Origin of the sequence: Methylobacterium hispanicum, assembly GCF_022179285.1 — a bacterium.
Taxonomy (GTDB): domain Bacteria; phylum Pseudomonadota; class Alphaproteobacteria; order Rhizobiales; family Beijerinckiaceae; genus Methylobacterium; species Methylobacterium hispanicum.
This window is the reverse complement of the sequence record NZ_BPQO01000028.1, coordinates 33982-52403: the sequence shown is the minus strand read 5'-3', so window position 1 is coordinate 52403 and position 18422 is coordinate 33982. Positions and strand designations below refer to the sequence as shown.

The 18422-nt window shown below is 73.0% G+C and carries 13 protein-coding genes; 11 read left to right on the top strand and 2 right to left on the bottom strand.

The features are described from left to right. The first annotated feature begins 40 nt into the window (after positions 1-40). A complete protein-coding gene (locus MFF56_RS25210) occupies positions 41-520 on the top strand; it encodes a DUF305 domain-containing protein (protein WP_009865581.1) in 480 nt (159 codons plus the stop codon). Positions 521-587: 67 nt separating this feature from the next. After that, complete coding sequence (locus MFF56_RS25205) at positions 588-3008, top strand: heavy metal translocating P-type ATPase (protein ID WP_012752944.1); 2421 nt, start codon at positions 588-590, stop codon at positions 3006-3008. 996 nt (positions 3009-4004) lie between these two features. Here MFF56_RS25205 and MFF56_RS25200 read toward each other — a convergent pair. After that, positions 4005-4406 (bottom strand): MerR family transcriptional regulator, encoded by a 402-nt coding sequence (locus MFF56_RS25200; RefSeq protein WP_012752942.1) that lies wholly within the window; start codon positions 4404-4406, stop codon positions 4005-4007. Positions 4407-4505: 99 nt separating this feature from the next. Between MFF56_RS25200 and MFF56_RS25195 the strand changes: the two genes are divergently transcribed. The 4 genes from MFF56_RS25195 to MFF56_RS25180 all read left to right on the top strand — a co-directional run bounded on the left by MFF56_RS25195 (position 4506) and on the right by MFF56_RS25180 (position 9134). Further along, positions 4506-6704, top strand: coding sequence for a heavy metal translocating P-type ATPase (locus MFF56_RS25195; protein ID WP_238231527.1), 2199 nt, complete (start codon positions 4506-4508; stop codon positions 6702-6704). Next, positions 6704-7216 (top strand): signal peptidase II, encoded by a 513-nt coding sequence (gene lspA, locus MFF56_RS25190; protein ID WP_009864915.1) that lies wholly within the window; start codon positions 6704-6706, stop codon positions 7214-7216. The genes MFF56_RS25195 and lspA overlap by 1 nt, the downstream gene beginning before the upstream one ends. An 88-nt stretch (positions 7217-7304) precedes the next feature. Then, positions 7305-8375, top strand: coding sequence for a L,D-transpeptidase family protein (locus MFF56_RS25185; RefSeq protein ID WP_238231526.1), 1071 nt, complete (start codon positions 7305-7307; stop codon positions 8373-8375). 36 nt (positions 8376-8411) lie between these two features. Further along, complete coding sequence (locus MFF56_RS25180) at positions 8412-9134, top strand: cytochrome c biogenesis CcdA family protein (protein ID WP_012752938.1); 723 nt, start codon at positions 8412-8414, stop codon at positions 9132-9134. Between the two features lie 145 nt (positions 9135-9279). Here the strand turns inward: MFF56_RS25180 and MFF56_RS25175 are convergent, their stop codons facing one another. Continuing rightward, entirely contained in the window at positions 9280-9471 is a 192-nt protein-coding gene (locus MFF56_RS25175) for a hypothetical protein (RefSeq protein WP_009861980.1), read from the bottom strand. A 444-nt stretch (positions 9472-9915) separates the two neighbouring features. Here MFF56_RS25175 and dgt point away from each other — a divergent pair, with 444 nt between their 5' ends. Genes dgt through MFF56_RS25150 form a run of 5 tightly spaced genes read left to right on the top strand, consistent with a single transcriptional unit; the run spans position 9916 to position 18313 of the window. After that, entirely contained in the window at positions 9916-11361 is a 1446-nt protein-coding gene (dgt, locus tag MFF56_RS25170) for a dGTP triphosphohydrolase (protein ID WP_012752937.1), read from the top strand. Next, positions 11354-12154, top strand: a complete 801-nt coding sequence (locus MFF56_RS25165; protein WP_012752936.1) for a hypothetical protein — start codon at positions 11354-11356, stop codon at positions 12152-12154. Before dgt ends, MFF56_RS25165 begins: the two co-directional genes overlap by 8 nt. A 58-nt stretch (positions 12155-12212) precedes the next feature. Further along, entirely contained in the window at positions 12213-14741 is a 2529-nt protein-coding gene (locus tag MFF56_RS25160) for a tellurite resistance TerB family protein (protein ID WP_238231525.1), read from the top strand. 4 nt (positions 14742-14745) lie between these two features. Further along, complete coding sequence (locus tag MFF56_RS25155) at positions 14746-16071, top strand: ATP-binding protein (RefSeq protein WP_066925038.1); 1326 nt, start codon at positions 14746-14748, stop codon at positions 16069-16071. Continuing rightward, complete coding sequence (locus tag MFF56_RS25150) at positions 16046-18313, top strand: DEAD/DEAH box helicase (RefSeq protein ID WP_012752933.1); 2268 nt, start codon at positions 16046-16048, stop codon at positions 18311-18313. The genes MFF56_RS25155 and MFF56_RS25150 overlap by 26 nt, the downstream gene beginning before the upstream one ends. Positions 18314-18422 lie beyond the last annotated feature (109 nt).

The following is an 18422-nucleotide window of genomic DNA, read 5'->3' as shown; positions in this document are numbered from 1 at the left end:
CGACCGGGCCGCTCCTCACCCCCAACGAGAGAAGGCAATCATGCTTGTTCGTACCCTGATTCTCGCCGCGGCCCTGGCGCTCCCGGGCGCCGGGATGGCTCTCGCGGCCGACCACGACCATGGCTCGATGCAGTCCGCCGTGAAGCTGCCGGAGGCCTGCAAGGCGGCCACCGCCGGCAAGGACGCCATGATGAAGGACATGCAGGGGCACATGTCCCAGGCCATGCAGGGCATGGGCGGCCAGATGACCGAGACCCAGAAGGGTCTCCAGCAGGCCATGATGTCGATGAACGGCCCGATGATGCAGGGGATGATGGCGGGCGACCCCGACGTCGCCTGGATCTGCGCGATGATCCCGCACCACCAAGGCGCCATCGACATGGCCCGCGCCGGGCTGAAGGGCGCCGACAACGCCGAGAGCAAGCGCCTCGCCGAAAAGACAATCGAGGAGCAGGAGAAGAGCATCAAGGAGCTCGTCGCCTGGCTCGACAAGAACGCCAAGACGGAAGGCAACCAGTAAGCCGCCGGCTGTCGTCGGGTCGCTTGCGGCCCGGCGGCGCCCGCTCGGCCATGCGGAAGGAGCGGTCATGAGCGACGCGCCACAGGGACACGATCCTGCCCCAGGAGGCCACGGCCATGCCGAGCACGGGCACGCACACGGCCACGACCACGGCCACCATGCCGGCGTCACGGAGAGCGAGGACGGCGCCTTCCGCGTGAAGGACCCGGTCTGCGGGATGATGGTCGACCCGCATGCGACGAAGCACCGGGCCGAGCACGACGGGCACCCCTACTACTTCTGCTCGAACGGCTGCCGGACCAAGTTCGAGGCCGACCCGGTCCGCTACGTCGACCCCGGCCGGGCCGCGAAGAAGGCCGACCCGGTGCCCGAGGGCACGATCTACACCTGCCCGATGCACCCCGAGATCCGGCAGCTCGGCCCAGGGGCGTGTCCGATCTGCGGCATGGCCTTGGAGCCGGTGCTGGTCGGCGCCGACAAGGGTCCGAGCGAGGAACTCGTCGACATGACCCGGCGGTTCTGGATCGGGCTCACGCTGACCCTGCCGGTGTTCGCGCTGGAGATGGGCGGCCACCTGACTGGCCTGCTCGACCTCCTCGGCCAGCAGAATTCGAACTGGGTCCAGTTCGTCCTCGCGACCCCGGTCGTGCTCTGGGGAGGCTGGCCGTTCTTCGTGCGCGCCTGGGCGTCGGTGCGCAGCCGCAACCTCAACATGTTCACCCTGATCGCGATGGGCACCGGGGTGGCCTGGGCCTACAGCGTCGTCGCCACCGTTGCGCCCGGACTCTTCCCGCAGGCGCTGCGCGGTCACGGCGGGGCGGTGCCGGCCTACTTCGAGGCGGCCGCGGTCATCACGGTGCTGGTGCTCCTCGGGCAGGTCCTGGAGCTCCGGGCCCGCGAGAGCACGGGCGGGGCGCTCCGCGCGCTGCTCGACCTCGCGCCGAAGACGGCCCGCCGCATCCGGCCCGACGGGACGGACGAGGAGGTGCAACTTGACGCCATCGGCGTTGGCGACCGCCTTCGCGTCCGCCCCGGCGAAAAGGTGCCGGTCGACGGTGCCGTCGTGGAGGGCCGCAGCTCCGTCGACGAGAGCCTCGTGACCGGGGAATCGATGCCCGTCACCAAGGAGGTCGGCACCTCCGTCATCGGCGGCAGCCTCAATCAGTCCGGCGCCCTCGTCATCGAGGCGACCAAGGTCGGGCGCGACACCATGCTGGCCCGCATCGTCCAGATGGTGGCCGAGGCCCAGCGCTCTCGCGCGCCTATCCAGCGTCTCGCCGACCAGGTCGCCGGCTGGTTCGTGCCGGCGGTCATCGGCGTGGCGGCGCTGGCCTTCATCGCCTGGATGGCGTTCGGGCCGGAGCCGCGCTTCACCTTCGCGCTGCTGGCGGCTGTCGCAGTGCTCATCATCGCCTGCCCCTGCGCGCTCGGCCTCGCCACGCCGATGTCGATCATGGTCGGCGTTGGCCGCGGCGCCGGGGCCGGGGTGCTCGTCAAGAACGCCGAGGCGCTGGAGCGCATGGAGAAGGTCACCACGCTGGTGGTCGACAAGACCGGCACGCTGACCGAGGGCAAGCCAGCGGTGACGCGGGTGGCGGCGGCGACCGGCTTCGACGAGGCCAGCGTGCTGCGCCTCTCGGCGAGCGTCGAGCGGGCGAGCGAGCACCCGCTCGCCCTCGCCATCGTGAAGGCGGCCGAGGAGCGCGGGATCGGCCTGGCTCCCGTGGCGGATTTCGACAGCCCGACCGGCAAGGGCGCGCTCGGCACCGTCGAGGGGCGCCGGGTGGCGCTCGGCAACGCCGCCTTCCTGCGCGAGCAGGGGGTGGAGGTGTCGACTTACGCGGCCGAGGCGGACGACCTGAGGCGAGATGGGGCGACCGCGATCTTCGCGGCCGTCGACGGGCGCGTGGCCGGCGTCATCGCGATCGCCGACCCTGTCAAGGTCACGACGCCCGAGGCGCTCGCCGCGCTCCGGGCCGAGGGCATCCGGGTCGTGATGCTGACCGGCGACAATCGGACGACCGCAGAGGCGGTGGCGCGCCGCCTCGGGATCGAGGAGGTCGAGGCGGAGGTGCTGCCCGACCAGAAGGCCGCCGTGGTCGAGCGGCACAAGGCGGCCGGCCAGGTCGTGGCGATGGCCGGCGACGGCGTCAACGACGCTCCCGCGCTCGCCGCCGCCGACGTCGGCATCGCCATGGGCACCGGCACCGACGTGGCCATCGAGAGCGCTGGGCTGACCCTGCTCAAGGGCGACCTCCTCGGCATCGTGCGGGCGCGGCGGCTGTCGAAGGCGGTGATGGGCAACATCCGCCAGAACCTGTTCTTCGCCTTCGTCTACAACGCGGCCGGCGTGCCGATGGCGGCGGGCGTCCTCTACCCGTTCCTCGGCATCCTGCTCTCGCCCGTCATCGCCGCCGCCGCCATGGCGCTGTCTTCGGTCAGCGTGATCGGCAACGCCCTGCGCCTGCGGGCGACCCGGCTCGGTTGAAGCGTCCCACCTCGGAGCCCCTTGTTCGCGCCCGTCGTCCACGACCTGATCCACCGGGTCACCGGCCTGGATCAGCCCCACGGCCCTGGGTGGATTGAGCTCGTCTCGGTCCTCGTTCTCGTCGTGGCGCCGGCCTGGACGGGAAGGCTGGCGCTCCGCCTCGGCTGGCGCTGGCTGCGCGGACGGCAGCGCCGTCGCGGCGCCGGAAGCCCGGAGCGGCGGAGCCTTGAGCGCGACGTCCCGCGGGCGACGCTGCGCTTCCAGCTGCGCCTCGTGCTGCTCTCGCTGCTGACGCTTCCGGCGGCGTGGCTTCGTCCAGGGCCGCCTCTCGCTCGACGCCCTGGTCGCGGCGCTGGCAGCCTTCAAGGAGATCGCGCCGGCCCTGCGCGAGCTGTTCGGCTTCGCGCAAGGCTGGTCCGACGCGAGAGCGCGGTTCGAGGAGATCACGAGGTCGCTGCAAGCACTTGAGTTGGCCGTGGGGCTGCGCGGCCTTGAGGTGAAGCTGGAAGCTCGCCACAGCGCGGCCGGACCCGCGTCGATCATCCACGCCATGTCGCGGCAGCTATCCGCTGTCGGGGTTCGCGGCGTCCTCCCGAAGTTCCGCAATTGAAGACCAGGCGCCGGTTCGTTCGTGCGCGCCTTCCATCGATGTTCGGCCGTTATATGGCATCCCGGACGCTCGCATTGCGTGCTCGCTCATACACTGCTCAGGCTTGAGTGAGTTGTCCGGACGATCGTTGTGTTCGGGATCTCGATGCGCGCCGCGGTGGAACATTGCATCATCGTCGGCGAGGTGAGGTGATGAGACAAGGCGCGGCTGTGCTGGCAGCGGAGGATGCGGGCCCTCACCGTCGCGCCAGGGCCGCCGTCCGGGCGATGGCCACGGTCGCCCCCCCCCCCCCCCGCCGTGGCGTGCTGCGGGTTCGCGGCCAAGGGCCGTTCGAGAGACGGGAGCTGATGCCCCTTGCGTCGCCTGCGGAGCCAGCCGCACGTCCCTCAGGCGGGGTCGACCATCGGCGAGAGGGCCTCGATGATGCGGCAGTCCGCGACCGACCCGCAGCCGCACTGGCCGATGACCTCGCGCAGTTCCGCGGCGAGCCGGGCCAGGTCGGCCAGCTTGCGCTCCACGTCGGCGAGGTGGGCGCGGGCGATGATGTCGACCTCGGTGCACGAGCGCTCCCGGTCGTCGGAGAGCGCCAACAAGTCCCGGATCTGCTCCACCGTGAACCCGAGGGTGCGGCTCCGCCGGATGAAGCTCAGCCGGCGCAGGTGCTCGGGCCCGTAGAGCCGGTAGTTCCCGCTCGACCGCGCCGGCGGGGGCAGCAACCCGACCTTCTCGTACCACCGCACCGTCTCGACGCGGGTCTGCGTTGCCTCCGCGAGCCTGCCGATGGTCATGGACGCGGTTTTGCTCACGGCTTGACCCTGCAGTGACTACAGGGTGCATGTAGGCACCCGTCCCGGTCCGGTCCAGGGCTCGGACGAACGGAGCGCAGCATGAACCAGGCCGCCCCCGCGGACACCCTGTCCCCGTCCGCCCCCGGCGCGCAGGCCCTGCGCTACAGGGTCAGGGGCATGGACTGCCCGACCTGCGCCGGGAAGATCGAGACCGCCGTCTCCCGGCTGCCGGGCGTCGCGGACGTGCGCGTGAACTACGGCAGCCAAATCCTCGACCTCGCGCTCGACGAGGCCGCGACGCCGAGGACCGACTTGGAGGGGCGCATCGAGCGCCTGGGCTACGGCGTCGCGCCGCTCCCCACGGCCGCGGACCTGGCCAGGGCGCAAGCCTCGGGCGGCGCCCCGCCCGCCGAGAGCGCGGAAGAGCCCGAGCCGCCGCTCTGGCGGAGCCGGAAGGCGCTGCTGGGCATCCTCATCGGCGCCCTGTTCGCCGCCGGCTTCCTCGTCGAGCGGATCGCGCCGGGCCTGGCGGGCGAGTACGCCTACTGGCCGGGCGCGCTCGTCGGGCTCGCCTATTACGGCCGCCGCGCGGCCGTGGCGGCGTTCGCCGGCACGCCCTTCTCCATCGAGATGCTGATGTCGGTCGCGACCGCGGGGGCGCTCGCCATCCACGCCGCCGAGGAGGCCGCCATCGTCGTGCTGCTCTTCACGGTCGGCGAGATGCTGGAGGTCGTGGCGGCGGGCCGGGCGCGCGCCGGGATCAAGGCGCTCGCCGCCCTGGTGCCGAAGACCGCCCGCCTCGTCGACGGGCCCGACGGCGCCATCCGCGAGGTGCCCGCGGCGTCGCTGGCCATCGGGCAGGTCGTCGTCGTGAGGCCGGGCGACCGCGTGCCCGCCGACGGCGTGATCACCGACGGCGCGTCGAGCCTCGACGAGTCCCCCATCACCGGCGAGTCGGTCCCGAAGCCCAAGGAGGTCGGCGACCCGGTCTTCGCGGGCAGCGTCAACGCCGACGGCGCGCTGCAGGTCCGGGTCACCAAGACGGCGGCCGACAACACGGTCGCCCGCATCCTGCACCTCGTCGAGGAGGCGCAGGCCTCGAAGTCGCCCACGGCGCGCTTCATCGACCGGTTCAGCGCGGTCTACACGCCCATCGCCTTCGCGTTCGCCGCCGCGGTCGCAATCGTGCCGCCGCTGCTGCTCGGCGCCGACTGGGGCACCTGGGTCTATCGGGGCCTGGCGCTCCTCCTGATCGCCTGCCCCTGCGCGCTGGTGCTCTCGACCCCGGCCGCCATCGCGTCCGGGCTGGCCGCCGGAGCGCGGCGCGGGCTGCTCGTGAAGGGGGGCGCCGCGCTGGAGGTCATCGGGCGGGTGCGCACGGTCGCGTTCGACAAGACCGGGACGCTGACGGCGGGGCGGCCGCGGGTCACCGACATCCTGGCCCTCGCCCCGGACGCGTCGGAGCGGTCGCTTCTCGGGTTGGCCGCCGCGGTCGAGAGCGGAAGCAGCCACCCCATCGCCCGGGCCATCCTCGACCGGGCGAACACGGACGGGGTGCCGCTGCGGCCGACGCGGGACGCCCGCGCCATCCCCGGCAGGGCGGTGCAGGCCACGGTGATGGGCCAGACGGTGCTCGTCGCCTCCCCGCGCCACGCCGCCGAGAGCGCGCGGCTCGGCCCCGAGGCGGACCGCGCCGTCGCGGAGCTGGAGGCCGGCGGCAAGACGGTGGTCATCGTCGTCCGCGGCGCCGAGGCCCTGGGCGCCATCGCGGTCCGGGACGAGCCCCGCGCCGACGCGGCCGCCGGCATCGCGGCCCTGCGGAAGCTCGGCGTGCACAGCGTGATGCTGACCGGCGACAACCGCCGCACGGGCGGGGCGGTCGCGTCCGAGCTCGGCCTCGACGTGAAGGCCGAGCTCCTGCCCCAGGACAAGCTCGCCGAGATCGCGGCCCTGAAGGAGAGGGGCCCGGTCGCCATGGTCGGCGACGGCATCAACGACGCCCCGGCCTTGGCCGCCGCCAGCGTCGGCATCGCGATGGGCGGCGGCACCGACGCGGCCCTGGAGACGGCGGACGCGGCGGTGCTGAACGACCGCGTCGGCGACGTGGCCGCGCTGGTCTCGCTGTCCCGGGCGACCCTGGGCAACATCCGCCAGAACGTCGCCATCGCGCTCGGCCTGAAGGCGGTGTTCCTGGTGACGACCATCGCCGGCATCACCGGCCTCTGGCCCGCCATCCTGGCCGACACCGGCGCGACCGTCCTGGTGACGGCCAACGCGCTGCGTCTTCTGAGGGCCTGATGAGCTCTTCGTCAGGCTGGGCCGGCCGCATGGCGACCGTGGCCGTGGTCATCCTCGCCTCCACGGCCATCGACCTCGGCGCGAAGGCGGTGGCCGAGGCGTGGCTGACCGAGGGCGTGCCCCGGGGCTTCGTGCCCTTCGTCGACCTGAGCCTGTCGTTCAACCGGGGCATCAGCTTCAGCCTGTTCGCGGCGCACGATCCGTCCTCCCTCGCGCTGCTCCTCGCCCTCCAGGGTACGCTCACCTGCCTCGTCATTGCCTGGGCGCTGGCTACGACGGGCACGCTCGAACGTCTCGGGCTCGCCGCGATCGCCGGCGGGGCGGCTGGAAACTTCCTCGACCGGCTCATCGACGGCGCCGTCACCGACTTCCTCGACCTGCACACCGGCGGCATTCGCTGGTTCACCTTCAACCTGGCCGACACCTGGATTTCCGCCGGCGTCGTCCTGCTGCTCCTCGAAGGCCTTTCCGCGCGACGGAGCCATCCCGGTGCCGGGGAACCAGTCCCATGAGGGGCCCGATTCCGCCGAACCACGGCCACGACAACCTGGCATCAACCCTTCGGGCCCAGGCTCGTGCGCCCACCCCAGCGAGGCCGACATGCTGAAGACGACGACGCTCGGTCTGGCCCTCCTCCTGGCGCTGTCCGCCTGCCAGGACGGCCAGTACGCGGCCTCGACGCGCCACCTCGCGCCGATCCCGCCCGCGACCCTGGCCCTGATGTCGACCAAGGGGGGCTCGGCGGCCGACCCGATCCTGATGCGGGCCTACAAGAAGGAATCCGAGATCGAGCTCTGGAAGCGCGGCGCGGACGGCAGGTACGCCCTCCTGAAGACCTATCCGATGTGCCGCTGGTCGGGCCAGCTCGGGCCCAAGACCCGGGAGGGGGACCGGCAGGCGCCGGAGGGCTTCTACGCGGTCACGCCCGCGTCCCTGAACCCGAATTCGAGCCTCTATCTCTCGTTCGACCTCGGGTACCCGAACGAGTACGACCGCTCCCTGGGACGCACGGGCGCGCACCTGATGGTGCACGGCTCCTGCTCGTCGCGGGGCTGCTTCGCGATGACGGACGAGGCGATCTCGGAGCTCTATGCCGTGGTGCGCGAGGCCTTCGCGGGCGGGCAGCGTGCCGTCCAGTTCCAATCCTATCCGTTCCGCATGACCCCGGAGAACCTGGCCCGGCATCGGCAGGATCCGAACGTCGCGTTCTGGAGGAACCTCAAGGAGGGGTCCGACCGCTTCGAGGTGACGTGGGCCGAGCCGGTCGTCGGCGCCGCGGGCGGTCGCTACGTGTTCGATGCCGGCGGCGACGAGGCCACGGCCGGCGCGGTCGCGCGGAAGCAGGCGGACGACGAGCGGCAGGTCGCCGCCCTCGTGGCGAGCGGGACGCCGGCCGTCCGGCTGGTGTACGAGGACGGTGGCCAGCACCGGGCTTTCCGCGAGACCATGATGGCGATGGGAAACGGGCTCGGCGAGGTGAGCCGCCCCGAGGCCCTGGCCGCAGGGCCGCGCGAGGTCGCGATGCCGGCCTCGGGCCCGGTTGCCCTTGCCGGACAGCGCGAGCCGGTCCGGGGTGCGGCGGCACGCAAGCCGCCGGGGCCCGGCGGGACCGAGGCGGAGCGCCAGCGCCCCCGCAAGACCTTCGCCGCGGCGGGGGACGGGCGGGAGTGACGAGCCTGCCTTCATCCCTGCGCCGGGCCTGAGACCATGGCCATCGACGCCTCAAGCGTGGGCTTCGTGGCGGCCTTCGCGGCCGGCGCCGTGTCGTTCCTGTCGCCCTGCGTGCTGCCCCTCGTCCCGGGCTACGTGTCCTACGTCGCGGGCCAGTCGGCTGCCGGCGGGCGCGACAGCCTGCGCACGCTCGGCCTGAGCCTCTGCTTCGTGCTCGGGTTCACGACCGTCTTCGTCGCGTTCGGCGCGGGGGCGAGCGCGCTCGGCTTCGCCCTGCTCGCCCATCGCGAGGCGCTGAACCTCGCCTCGGGCCTCCTCGTGATCCTGTTCGGCCTGTTCACGGCCGGTCTGCTGCGGCCCGCCTGGCTGCAGCGCGAGCTGCGCTGGCACGGCGATCCGCCGGGGCGAGGGCCGGTCGCCGCCTATCTCCTCGGAACGGCCTTCGCCTTCGGATGGACCCCCTGCATCGGTCCCGTCCTCGGCGCCATCCTGGCGGTCACGGCCTCCTCGGCCTCGGGCAAGGGCGTCGCCCTGCTCACCGTCTACTCGCTCGGCCTCGGCGTGCCGTTCGTGGCCGCGGCCCTGTTCCTGTCCGGCTTCGTCGCGCGCCTTCGGACCCTGCGCTGGTTCGGCCGTGCCCTTCAGGTGGTCGGCGGCGGCGTCATGGTGGCGATGGGTCTGCTGATGATCACCGACCGCATGACCGCCGTGGCCGCCCTCATCCTGGAGGCCTTCCCCGCGCTCGGGCGGATCGGTTGAGCCGGGCGAGCGCGCAGGCGCCCGCGCGGCGGCAGAGGCAGCCGCCGAGGCAGGGCGTCGTTCGCGCGGAGCGGGTCAGCTTCGTGGCCGCCGGCGCGGGATCCGGACCTCGCCGTCCCCAACCCGGGGACGGAACGACGGCGGGTCAGGAACGTAGGGAGGCGCGCCTCAAGCGAGCTTCGCGCGCGGCGCGGATCGGCGCGAGGCGGTCGCGCAGGGCCTCCATCCGAGCGATCTTCTCGCCGAAGGTCAGGGCGGCGAGCTCGCGGCGCCCTTCCGCTTTCCGAGCAAGGATGTCGGACCGGTCGGGATAGGCAGCGGTCGAAGCGTTCTTCATGACACCGTCGACCCTACGGCGCACCGATCCGCGACGCCAACCACCGGGCGGAAGGCCTGCCACTTCTCGACCGGCTTGATCCGTACCGACACGGGGGCCGGGCCGTTCAGCCAAGCTGACGCGTCGCCCTTCCCGCGATCCGGCGGGCATAGAGGAGGCCGCCGGCGCCCGCGTCAGGCGTACGGGACCGCTGCCGACGGCATCCGTGCGAGGCCGCATGCCTGCCCGGCCGCCCCTCAGCGCCGCCGCCATCGTTCCCGCAATGTTCCCTTTCCGGTCCGGGTGCCCTACCCTCTTGCGACGCGGGCCGGCACCATGCGGAAACGAATCCGTGGACAACGGCCGGAATCGGACGTGACGGGCGGGAGAGCCGGAACGTAGACCATGCGTCATGCGGTTGTGGGAGGCGGCGGAGCCGGCGTCGCCGCGGGGACAGGACCGAGGATGGGCGAGCAACTCGACTGGACGGCCCTTCTGAATTCCCGGCGTCGCAAGCCGAGGCCCGGCGGGAAGGCGCACGAACCGAGGCTGGGCGAGGATCGGACCCAGCACGAACGCGATCACGACCGCATCCTGTTCTCCACCCCGGTGCGGCGCCTCCAGGACAAGACGCAGGTCTTCCCGCTGGAGCGCAACGACAGCGTCCGCACGCGGCTGACCCACAGCCACGAGGTGGCGAACATGGCGCGGAGCATGGGGACCACCCTGGCCTTCGTCCACGGCGAGGCGCTCGGCTTCCCGGCGTCGGTCGAGCCCCTGCGCAACGTGCCGGCCCTGCTGGAGGCCATCGGGCTCGCCCACGACCTCGGCAACCCGCCTTTCGGGCACCAGGGCGAGACCGCGATCCAGACCTGGATGAAGCGTCACGCGACACCCCGTTCGGAGGAGCCGGGCTCCTTCGCGATCTTCGACGCGCCGGGCCTGACCGAGCCGATGCGCCGGGACTTCCTGGCGTTCGAGGGCAACGCGCAGGCGTTCCGCTTGCTGACCCGGCTGCAGATCCTGAACGACGATTTCGGGCTCAACATGACCTACGCCTTCCTGGCGGCCCTGATGAAGTACCCCGTGCCCTCGGACGCGGTCGACAAGTCGTCCCATGCCCGGAAGAAGTTCAACTTCTTCCAGTCCGAGGCCGGCATCGCCGCGGAGGTCTGGGCGGAGACCGGGCTGCGCCAGGGCGTGCGGCATCCGCTGACCTTCGTGATGGAGGCTTGCGACGACATCGCCTACTCGGTCGTGGACGTCGAGGACGCCGCCAAGAAGAACCTGATCAACTTCAACGTGCTGACGGCGTGGCTGCGCCACGATGCCTGCGACGACGAGGTCACCCTCGGGGTCTGCGAGCGGGCGGAGCGCTACCATGCCGACTTCCGCGACGAGGGACTCTCGCCCGGGGAACTCGACGACATCTCGATGCAGATGTTCCGCGTCGACGCCATCGGGACGATGGTCCGGGCGGCCGTCGGGGCCTTCGTCGCCAACCGGGACGCCATCATGGCCGGCGCGTTCGACAGGGAGTTGATGGCGGCCTCGGACGCCGTCGTGCTGTGGACCTCGCTCAAGCGCTTCGCGAAGTTCCACGTCTACCGCCACCGCAGCGTCCTTGAGGTCGAGCTCGCCGGCCACCGCACGCTCCACGAGCTCATGGACATGTTCTGGACGGCCGTGGTCGAGCGCAAGGACCCGGACGACCTGAGGTCGGATCGCGAGGCCCTGCCGGCCTACGTCTACTCCCGGATCTCGGAGAACTACCGGCGGGTCGCCGAGGCTCCGGGCAACCGGATGCCGATGCGCTACCGGGAGTTGCAACTCATCACCGACATGATCTCGGGCATGACCGATACCTTCGCGGTATCGCTGCGCGACGACCTGGGGCGGCACCATGGCTGACCCGGGCAGGCGCGCCCGGGACGGGGCCGAGCTGGGCCGGCGGATGCGGGCCTTCCTCGCGGACGAGGCCCGTGGCGGCGACGAGATCGCGGACCTGATCGGCCACCTGGGCCAGGCCGGCGAGGTCGCCATCTTCGGGGGCATGCCCCGCGACATCGCCTGGGGCGGGGCCGACGCGTTCGGGTCGGACGTGGACCTCGTCGTGGACACCGCGCCGGGGCGCCTGGCGGAGCTGCTGCGCGACGGCCGCGCCGTGCGCAACCGTTTCGGCGGGTACCGGATCGCCGGCCGCCGGCACTCCTACGACGTCTGGGCCCTCCCCTCCACCTGGGCGGTGCGCACCGGCCACGTCCGCGCGACGCGCCTGGCCGACCTCGTCCACACGACCTTCTTCGACCGGGACGCCGTGCTGTACCTGTGCGGCTGCCACCGGGTTCACCACGGCCCGCGGTTCGCGGCCTGGCTGGGTCACGGCACGGTCGACATCAACCTGGAGGAAGACCCGAACCCGCGCGGCACGGCGCTCCGGGCGCTGCGCATCCTCCTCGAACCCGGGCAGGCCGTCGGCCCGAGGCTGGCCGACTACCTGCGCCGGATGGCGACGGCGCCCGGCCACCATCTCGACGCGGATACCGTGTCGCGGCTCGCCGCGGCGGCGAACCTTGCCGGCGCGCCGTCCCGGCCTGTCGGACCCGTGGCGCAGCGCCGGTGCAGCCCTGCCGAGGGCCGGGCTCGGGCACGGGATTGGCGCGCCGACCCTGCTGGGCGCAGGGGTGGCCGTGGCGAGCGGTGAGGCGCGGTCCATGGCAGGGCGCGAACCGGGGGCCGGCCGAGCCCGGGAAGGCCTTCTGTTGCTCGGATCGGCCGTGGCGCTGGCGGCCGCCGCGATGCAGTTCGTCCAGGTGGGCTGGCCGGCCCTCGTCACGGGCGCGACGGTCCTCCTGGTCGGCTGGATGAGCCTCGGACGCCGTTCGGGCGACCGCGCGACGGGCGCGGGCGCGACCACGGAAGCCGCGAGCGCGCCGGTCGACCCCGCGCCGTCCACGATCCATGCTCCGCCTGACCCGCCTGACCTCGCCATCCCCGCGACCCCCCTGCCCGCCCCGCCCGAGGGACCGCGAGACACGTTCGGTCGACGGCCCCCCGAGGCGGTTGCCTCCGAGGCGCACGTCGAGCCTGCCTTCACGGTCACGCCCCTACCCGACGATCCCGCGCCCGTGCCGCAACCCTCGCCGGAGGGGCGCGGCAAGCGGGGCCGGTCGGCGCGCTGGGTCCCTCCCGGCGAACCGGTCGAGATCCAGGGCCTGACGGTGACGGGAGGGCTGATCTACGTCGGCGAGAAGCTCGGGTCGGATCCGTGGCGCAGGGAGAACTGCCTGATCGATCCCGCGCTTCCCGTGGCGAAGGCGGGGCGGGGCTCGGCGACCGGCCTGACCTACTGGTGCCGGTACGACGGGCTGAACCCGGCGGGCCGCCGCGCCTACCTGGACTGGCTGGCCGGGGGGCGCTCCGACCCCGCGGCCAGCATCGCGCTCGTCTTCCTGTACTTCTACGGTCTGGAATACCGGCTGTTCAAGGAAGGGGTCGCGGCCGACGCGCCCGTGCTGGTCGCGGAGGTCGAGCGCCTGCGCGCGATCTACGGGGCGAACAGCTCGTTCCAGGCCTATGCGCGGAGCTTCGTCGAGGCCGCCCGGCTGTTGGTGCCCGCGGCGGAGGAGCGGCGTCCCGAGCTGAACCTCGACCCGAATTTCTACAGCTACGAACTGCCGCTCGCCGTCAGGGTCCATCTCGGCCGGAAGCTGGCCGACGGCCAGCCCCTCGACGCGGACGACGCCCTCCTCTGGCTGGCGGGCCTGCCCGACCGCGGCTTCCGCACGCCGGTGACGCGATGCCCGGACGAGTTCGCGGCGCTCTGGCGCCTCCGGTTCCCGGCCAAATACCCGAAGGGACTCAAGGTCGGCGCGCCGAAGGCGCGGATCAAGGCGTCCTATCGAGCCGCCAGTTCGACGTTCCAGGTGGACCTCAAGGCGCCGGGGTCCCTGCCCGATATCGCTGCCGTCTCCGCCCCCGTGAGGAAGCTCCGCGAGCTCGTCGAGGCCTGCACCGACGAGCTCGATGCGTTCAGCCGCTTCGTCGGCAGGCGCCCGGACGCCCGCGGGAGCGTGCAGGCGGCCCTGCTCCTGCCGCCGGACCTGGCCTGCGCAGGCGACGCGTGGACGGCCGTCGGCGAGCGCTGCGAGGCCCTGTTCGCCGCCGGAGCGGCCATGCCGGCCACGTCCCTGCGCCGGCTGCTTGAGGTGATGGAGATCCCGCTGCCGGAGGAAGGCCGCGTGCCGCAGGCCGGCGTGACGCAGCTCTGCCAAGCGCTCGACCGGGTCGGCATCGGCATCGAACCGGACCGCCGCTACGGGCCGGAACCTCGCGCCGGCGCCTCGGCCTCGGACGCCGATGCGGCGGTCGTCCTGTTCAAGGGGGCCGCCGGGGCACCGGTCGACGCGACACGCCCCGAGTACCTGGCGCTGCGCGGCGTCATCGAGGCCGCATGCCTCGCCGCGGCGTCGGACGGCGCGGTGTCCCAGGGCGCCGCCGACGGGATGCTCGCCGCGATCCGGGGCACCGATACCCTCAGCCTTGCCGAGAAATCCCGCCTGACCGCCTACGCCCTGTCGATCCACCGCAACCCGCCGAAGCCGCAGGGGATCCTGAGGCGGTTGGCGGGCCGCCCCCTGTCCGAGCGCCAGGCCTGCGCGCGGGCGGCGCTCGCGGCCGTCATGGCCGGCGGTCAAGCCAAACCCGCGGAGGTGCGGTTCCTCGAACGGTTGCACGCGTTCCTCGCGCTGCCGGCCGACGGGATCTACGCCGCCCTGCATCGCGGGCCGCTCGGGTCGGCCGCGTCGGCGGAGCCGCGGGGCGCCGACGGGAGCCAACCGCGCGGGGACGTCGGCGACCGCGCTTCCGGGCGCGTCGTCATCGACGCATCGCGGCTGGAGCGCGTTCGCCGCGAGACGCAGGCGGTCGCAAGCCTGCTCTCGGACATCTTCGTCGAGGACTCGGCGCCCGGGTCAGGTGCGGGCACGGTTTCGCCGCCGGGTGGCGTCGCCCCGGAAGCGCCCGCGCCGGCACCGGCGGACACGGGCCCGGCCGGGCTCGATCCGGCCCATGCCGGCCTGCTCGCCGCGGTCGCCGCATCCCCGGACCCGATGCCGCGCGAGGCGTTCGACCGGGCGGCCCGCGCGAACGGCCTGTTTCCCGACGGGGCGCTTGAGACCATCAACGAATGGGGCTTCGAGCGCTTCGACGAGGCCTTGATCGAGCACGACGACCCGGTCACCATCGCGGCCCACCTTCGCCTCCACCTGCTCCCCAGCACCACCGCCTAGCCCCATGCAGCCAGCCCCGACCATCCGCCCGCGGGACCGTGACGCGATCCTGCAGGCCCTCTCGGCCGGCGTCGTGCCGCGCACGGGCCTGCGCCACGTCCAGGTCGGGCGCGCCGCCGAGATCGCCGCCCTGGTGCGCGACATCGACCGCGTCGCCGACGAGGGGTCCTCGATCCGGTTCGTGATCGGCGAGTACGGGGCCGGGAAGACCTTCTTCCTCAACCTGGTCCGGCTCGTCGCCCTCGAACGCAAGCTCGTCACCGTGCACGCGGACCTCGCGCCGGACCGCCGCTTGCACGCCAGCGCGGGGCAGGCGCGGGCCCTCTACGCCGAGGCCCTGCGCAACATGGCGACCCGCACCAAGCCGGACGGGGGCGCCCTGGGCAGCGTCGTCGAGCGCTTCGTCACGGACGCGGTCAAGGAGGCGCAACAGGCCGGCCTGCCCGTCGAGCGGGTCATCGACCGCAGGCTCGCGCCGCTCCAGGACGAGGTCGGGGGCTACGACTACGCGGTCGTCCTGAAGGCGTACTGGCGCGGGAGCGAGGACGGGAACGAGGCGCTGAAGGCGGCGGCCCTGCGCTGGCTCCGCGGCGAGTTCTCGACGCGGACCGAGGCCCGGCAGGCGCTGGGCGTGCGGACCATCGTCGACGACGACAACGTCTACGACGCGCTCAAGCTGCTCGCCGCCTTCGTCCGGCTCGCGGGCTACGGCGGCCTGTTCGTCGTCTTCGACGAGCTGGTCAACCTGTACAAGCTCCAGAGCGCGCAGGCGCGCAACCAGAACTTCGAGCAGGTCCTGCGCATCCTCAACGATGTGCTGCAGGGGAACGTGCGCGGGCTCGGCCTGGCCCTGGGCGGCACGCCGGAATTCCTGCTCGACACCCGCCGCGGGCTGTACAGCTACCAGGCGCTCCAGAGCCGGCTGGCGGAGAATGCCTTCGCGAAGGGCGGCCTGGTCGACCTGTCGGGCCCGGTGATCCGGCTGCAGAACCTGACCCCGGAGGACATGCTGATCCTGCTGTCGAACATCCGGGCGGTGTTCGCCGGCGGCGACCCCGCCAGGCACCTCGTGCCGGACGAGGCGCTCGGCGCCTTCATGGGTCACTGCAACGACCGGATCGGCGAGGCCTACTTCCGGACGCCGCGCAACACGATCCGCGCCTTCGTTCAATTGCTTGCCGTCATCGAGCAGAACCCCGGCACGGGCTGGAAGGAGCTGCTCGGGCACGTCGAGGTCCGCAGCGACGACCAGGCAGATGACGCCGGGGCGGACGCCGACGTCCCCTCCAGCCCGGCGCCCGGCGATGAGCTCGTCAGCTTCCGCCTCTGAGCGGCGCCTCCGCGACGGGGCCTTCGACCGCCTCGCCCCGGAGGTCCGCTCCTGGATCCGGGAGCAGGGTTGGACGGGGCTGCGGGACATCCAGGCGCGCGCGATCGACGCCGTCCTCGACGGCGGTGACGACGTGTTGGTCGCCGCGGCGACGGCGGCCGGCAAGACCGAGGCGGCCTTCCTGCCCATCCTGACCCGGATCGCCGGCCGGGCCGAACCCGGCCTGGCGGTGCTCTACGTGAGCCCCCTGAAGGCGCTCATCAACGACCAGTTCCAGCGGCTCGACCAGCTCTGCGAGCGGATGGAGATCCCGCTTGTCCGCTGGCACGGGGATGCGCCGCAATCGGCCAAGGCGCGGATGCTGGCCAAGCCGGCCGGCATCGCCCTGATCACCCCGGAATCCGTCGAGGCCCTGCTGATCCGGCGTCCCGCCGATGCCAGTCGATTGCTGGCGGCGTTGGATTTCGTGGTCGTCGACGAAGTGCATGCCCTCCTGTCGGGCCCACGGGGGCTCCACCTGGCGTCGCTGCTGAGACGTGTCGAGGCCCTCGGCGCGCCGGGCAGGACGCGACGGGTCGGCCTGTCGGCCACCATCGGCGACGCCGAGGCTGCGGCGGCCTGGCTTCGCCCGACCGCGCCGGAGCGCGTCCGCCTGCTCCAGGACGGCGGGGCCGGCCTGGACCTCCAGCTTCGGATCCTCGGCTACCTGGAGCCGCTCGACGCCGACGGCACCGACGGGGCCGAGGCGGAGGGCGCGGCCGGCGCAGGGCCGGTGCCGGCACTCGACGCGATCACGGACCACCTGTTCGCCTCGCTGAGGGGCAGCAACAACCTGGTCTTCGGCGGCTCCAGGCGGCTGGTGGAGGCCCTCTCCGACAGGCTGCGGCGCCGGGCCGAACGGGGCGAGGTCCCCAACGAGTTCTTCCCGCACCACGGCAACCTCTCCAAGGAGTTGCGCGAGGAGCTCGAAAGCCGCCTCAAGGACGCGTCCCTGCCGACCACCGCGGTCTGCACCTCCACCCTGGAACTGGGCATCGACATCGGCTCGGTGCGGTCCGTCGCCCAGGTCGGCGCGCCCCGCTCGCTGGCGTCGCTGCGGCAGCGCCTGGGCCGGACGGGGCGGCGGCCGGGCGTGCCCGCCATCCTCCGGATCTACGTCCGCGAGCAGGAGCTCGACACGCGCTCCTCGGTCCTCGACGAGCTTCGCCAGGACGCGGTGCGCGCGGTCGCGGCCATCCGCCTGCTCGCCGCCCGCTTCGTGGAGCCGCCGCTGGCCAGCGACGCCGCGCTCGCGACCGCCCTGCTGCACCAGGTCCTGTCCGTGATCGCGCAGCGCGGCGGCGCCCGGGCCGACGCGCTCCATCGGCTTCTCTGCGGTCCCGGGGTGTTCGCCTCGGTGACGCCGGGCGACTTCGCGGAGCTGCTGCGCGGCGCGGCCCGGACGGGGGTGGGCCTCATCGAGCAGGCGCCGGACGGCACGCTGCTCCTGGGCGAGCGCGGCGAGCGCCTCGTCCACGCGCGCGAGTTCTACGCCCTGTTCGACAGCGGGGCGGAGTGGCGCCTGGTCGCCGGGACCCGGGCGCTCGGCACGATCCCGCTCACCAACGCGGTCGCCCAGGGCACCCTGGTCGTCTTCGCCGGGCGCCGCTGGCTGGTCGAGGAGGTGGACGAGCGGGCCCACGTCCTGCAGGTCTCCGCGCACCGGGGCGGGGTGATCCCGAAGTTCGAGCGGCTGTTCGCCGAGCCCACGCACGACCGCCTCCTCGCGGAGATGCGCGGCGTCTTCGAGGCCGACGACGTGCCGGCCTACCTCGACGCGCGGGCCCGCACCTTCCTCGCGGAGGGGCGGTCGGCCTACCGCCGCCTCGGTCTGGGACGCTCCCGGATGGTGCACACCGGGCGCGACCTTCACCTCTTCGCGTGGCGCGGCAGCGCGACGTGCGACGTCCTGGCGGTCATCCTGTCGATGCTCGGGTTGCCGGCGGAGCCGCACGACCTTGGCGTCACGCTCCCCGGGGTGAGCCCGGACGACGCCCGAGCGGTCCTGCGCAGGGTTGCGAGCATGGTGCCGGGCGATTTCGCGGCCGTCGCGGAGTTCGTCGGGACCATCCAGACCGCGAAGTACGACGAGCATGTTCCGGAGACGCTGCTGCGGCGCTTCTGGGCCCGGCGAAACGAGGGCGTCCTGGCGCGGATGCCGGGCTTGGCCGCCGAGATGCTCGACGGCGTGCCCGAAGCCTGACGCCCGGTGACGGGCGCGGCCGAGCGGGCCCAGGGGAAGCTGGCGACCCCGAGCGGGCCGCGCTGGGCACGGGCGCGCCGGGAAGAGCGCGCAAGCTCGCGCCCGGGCG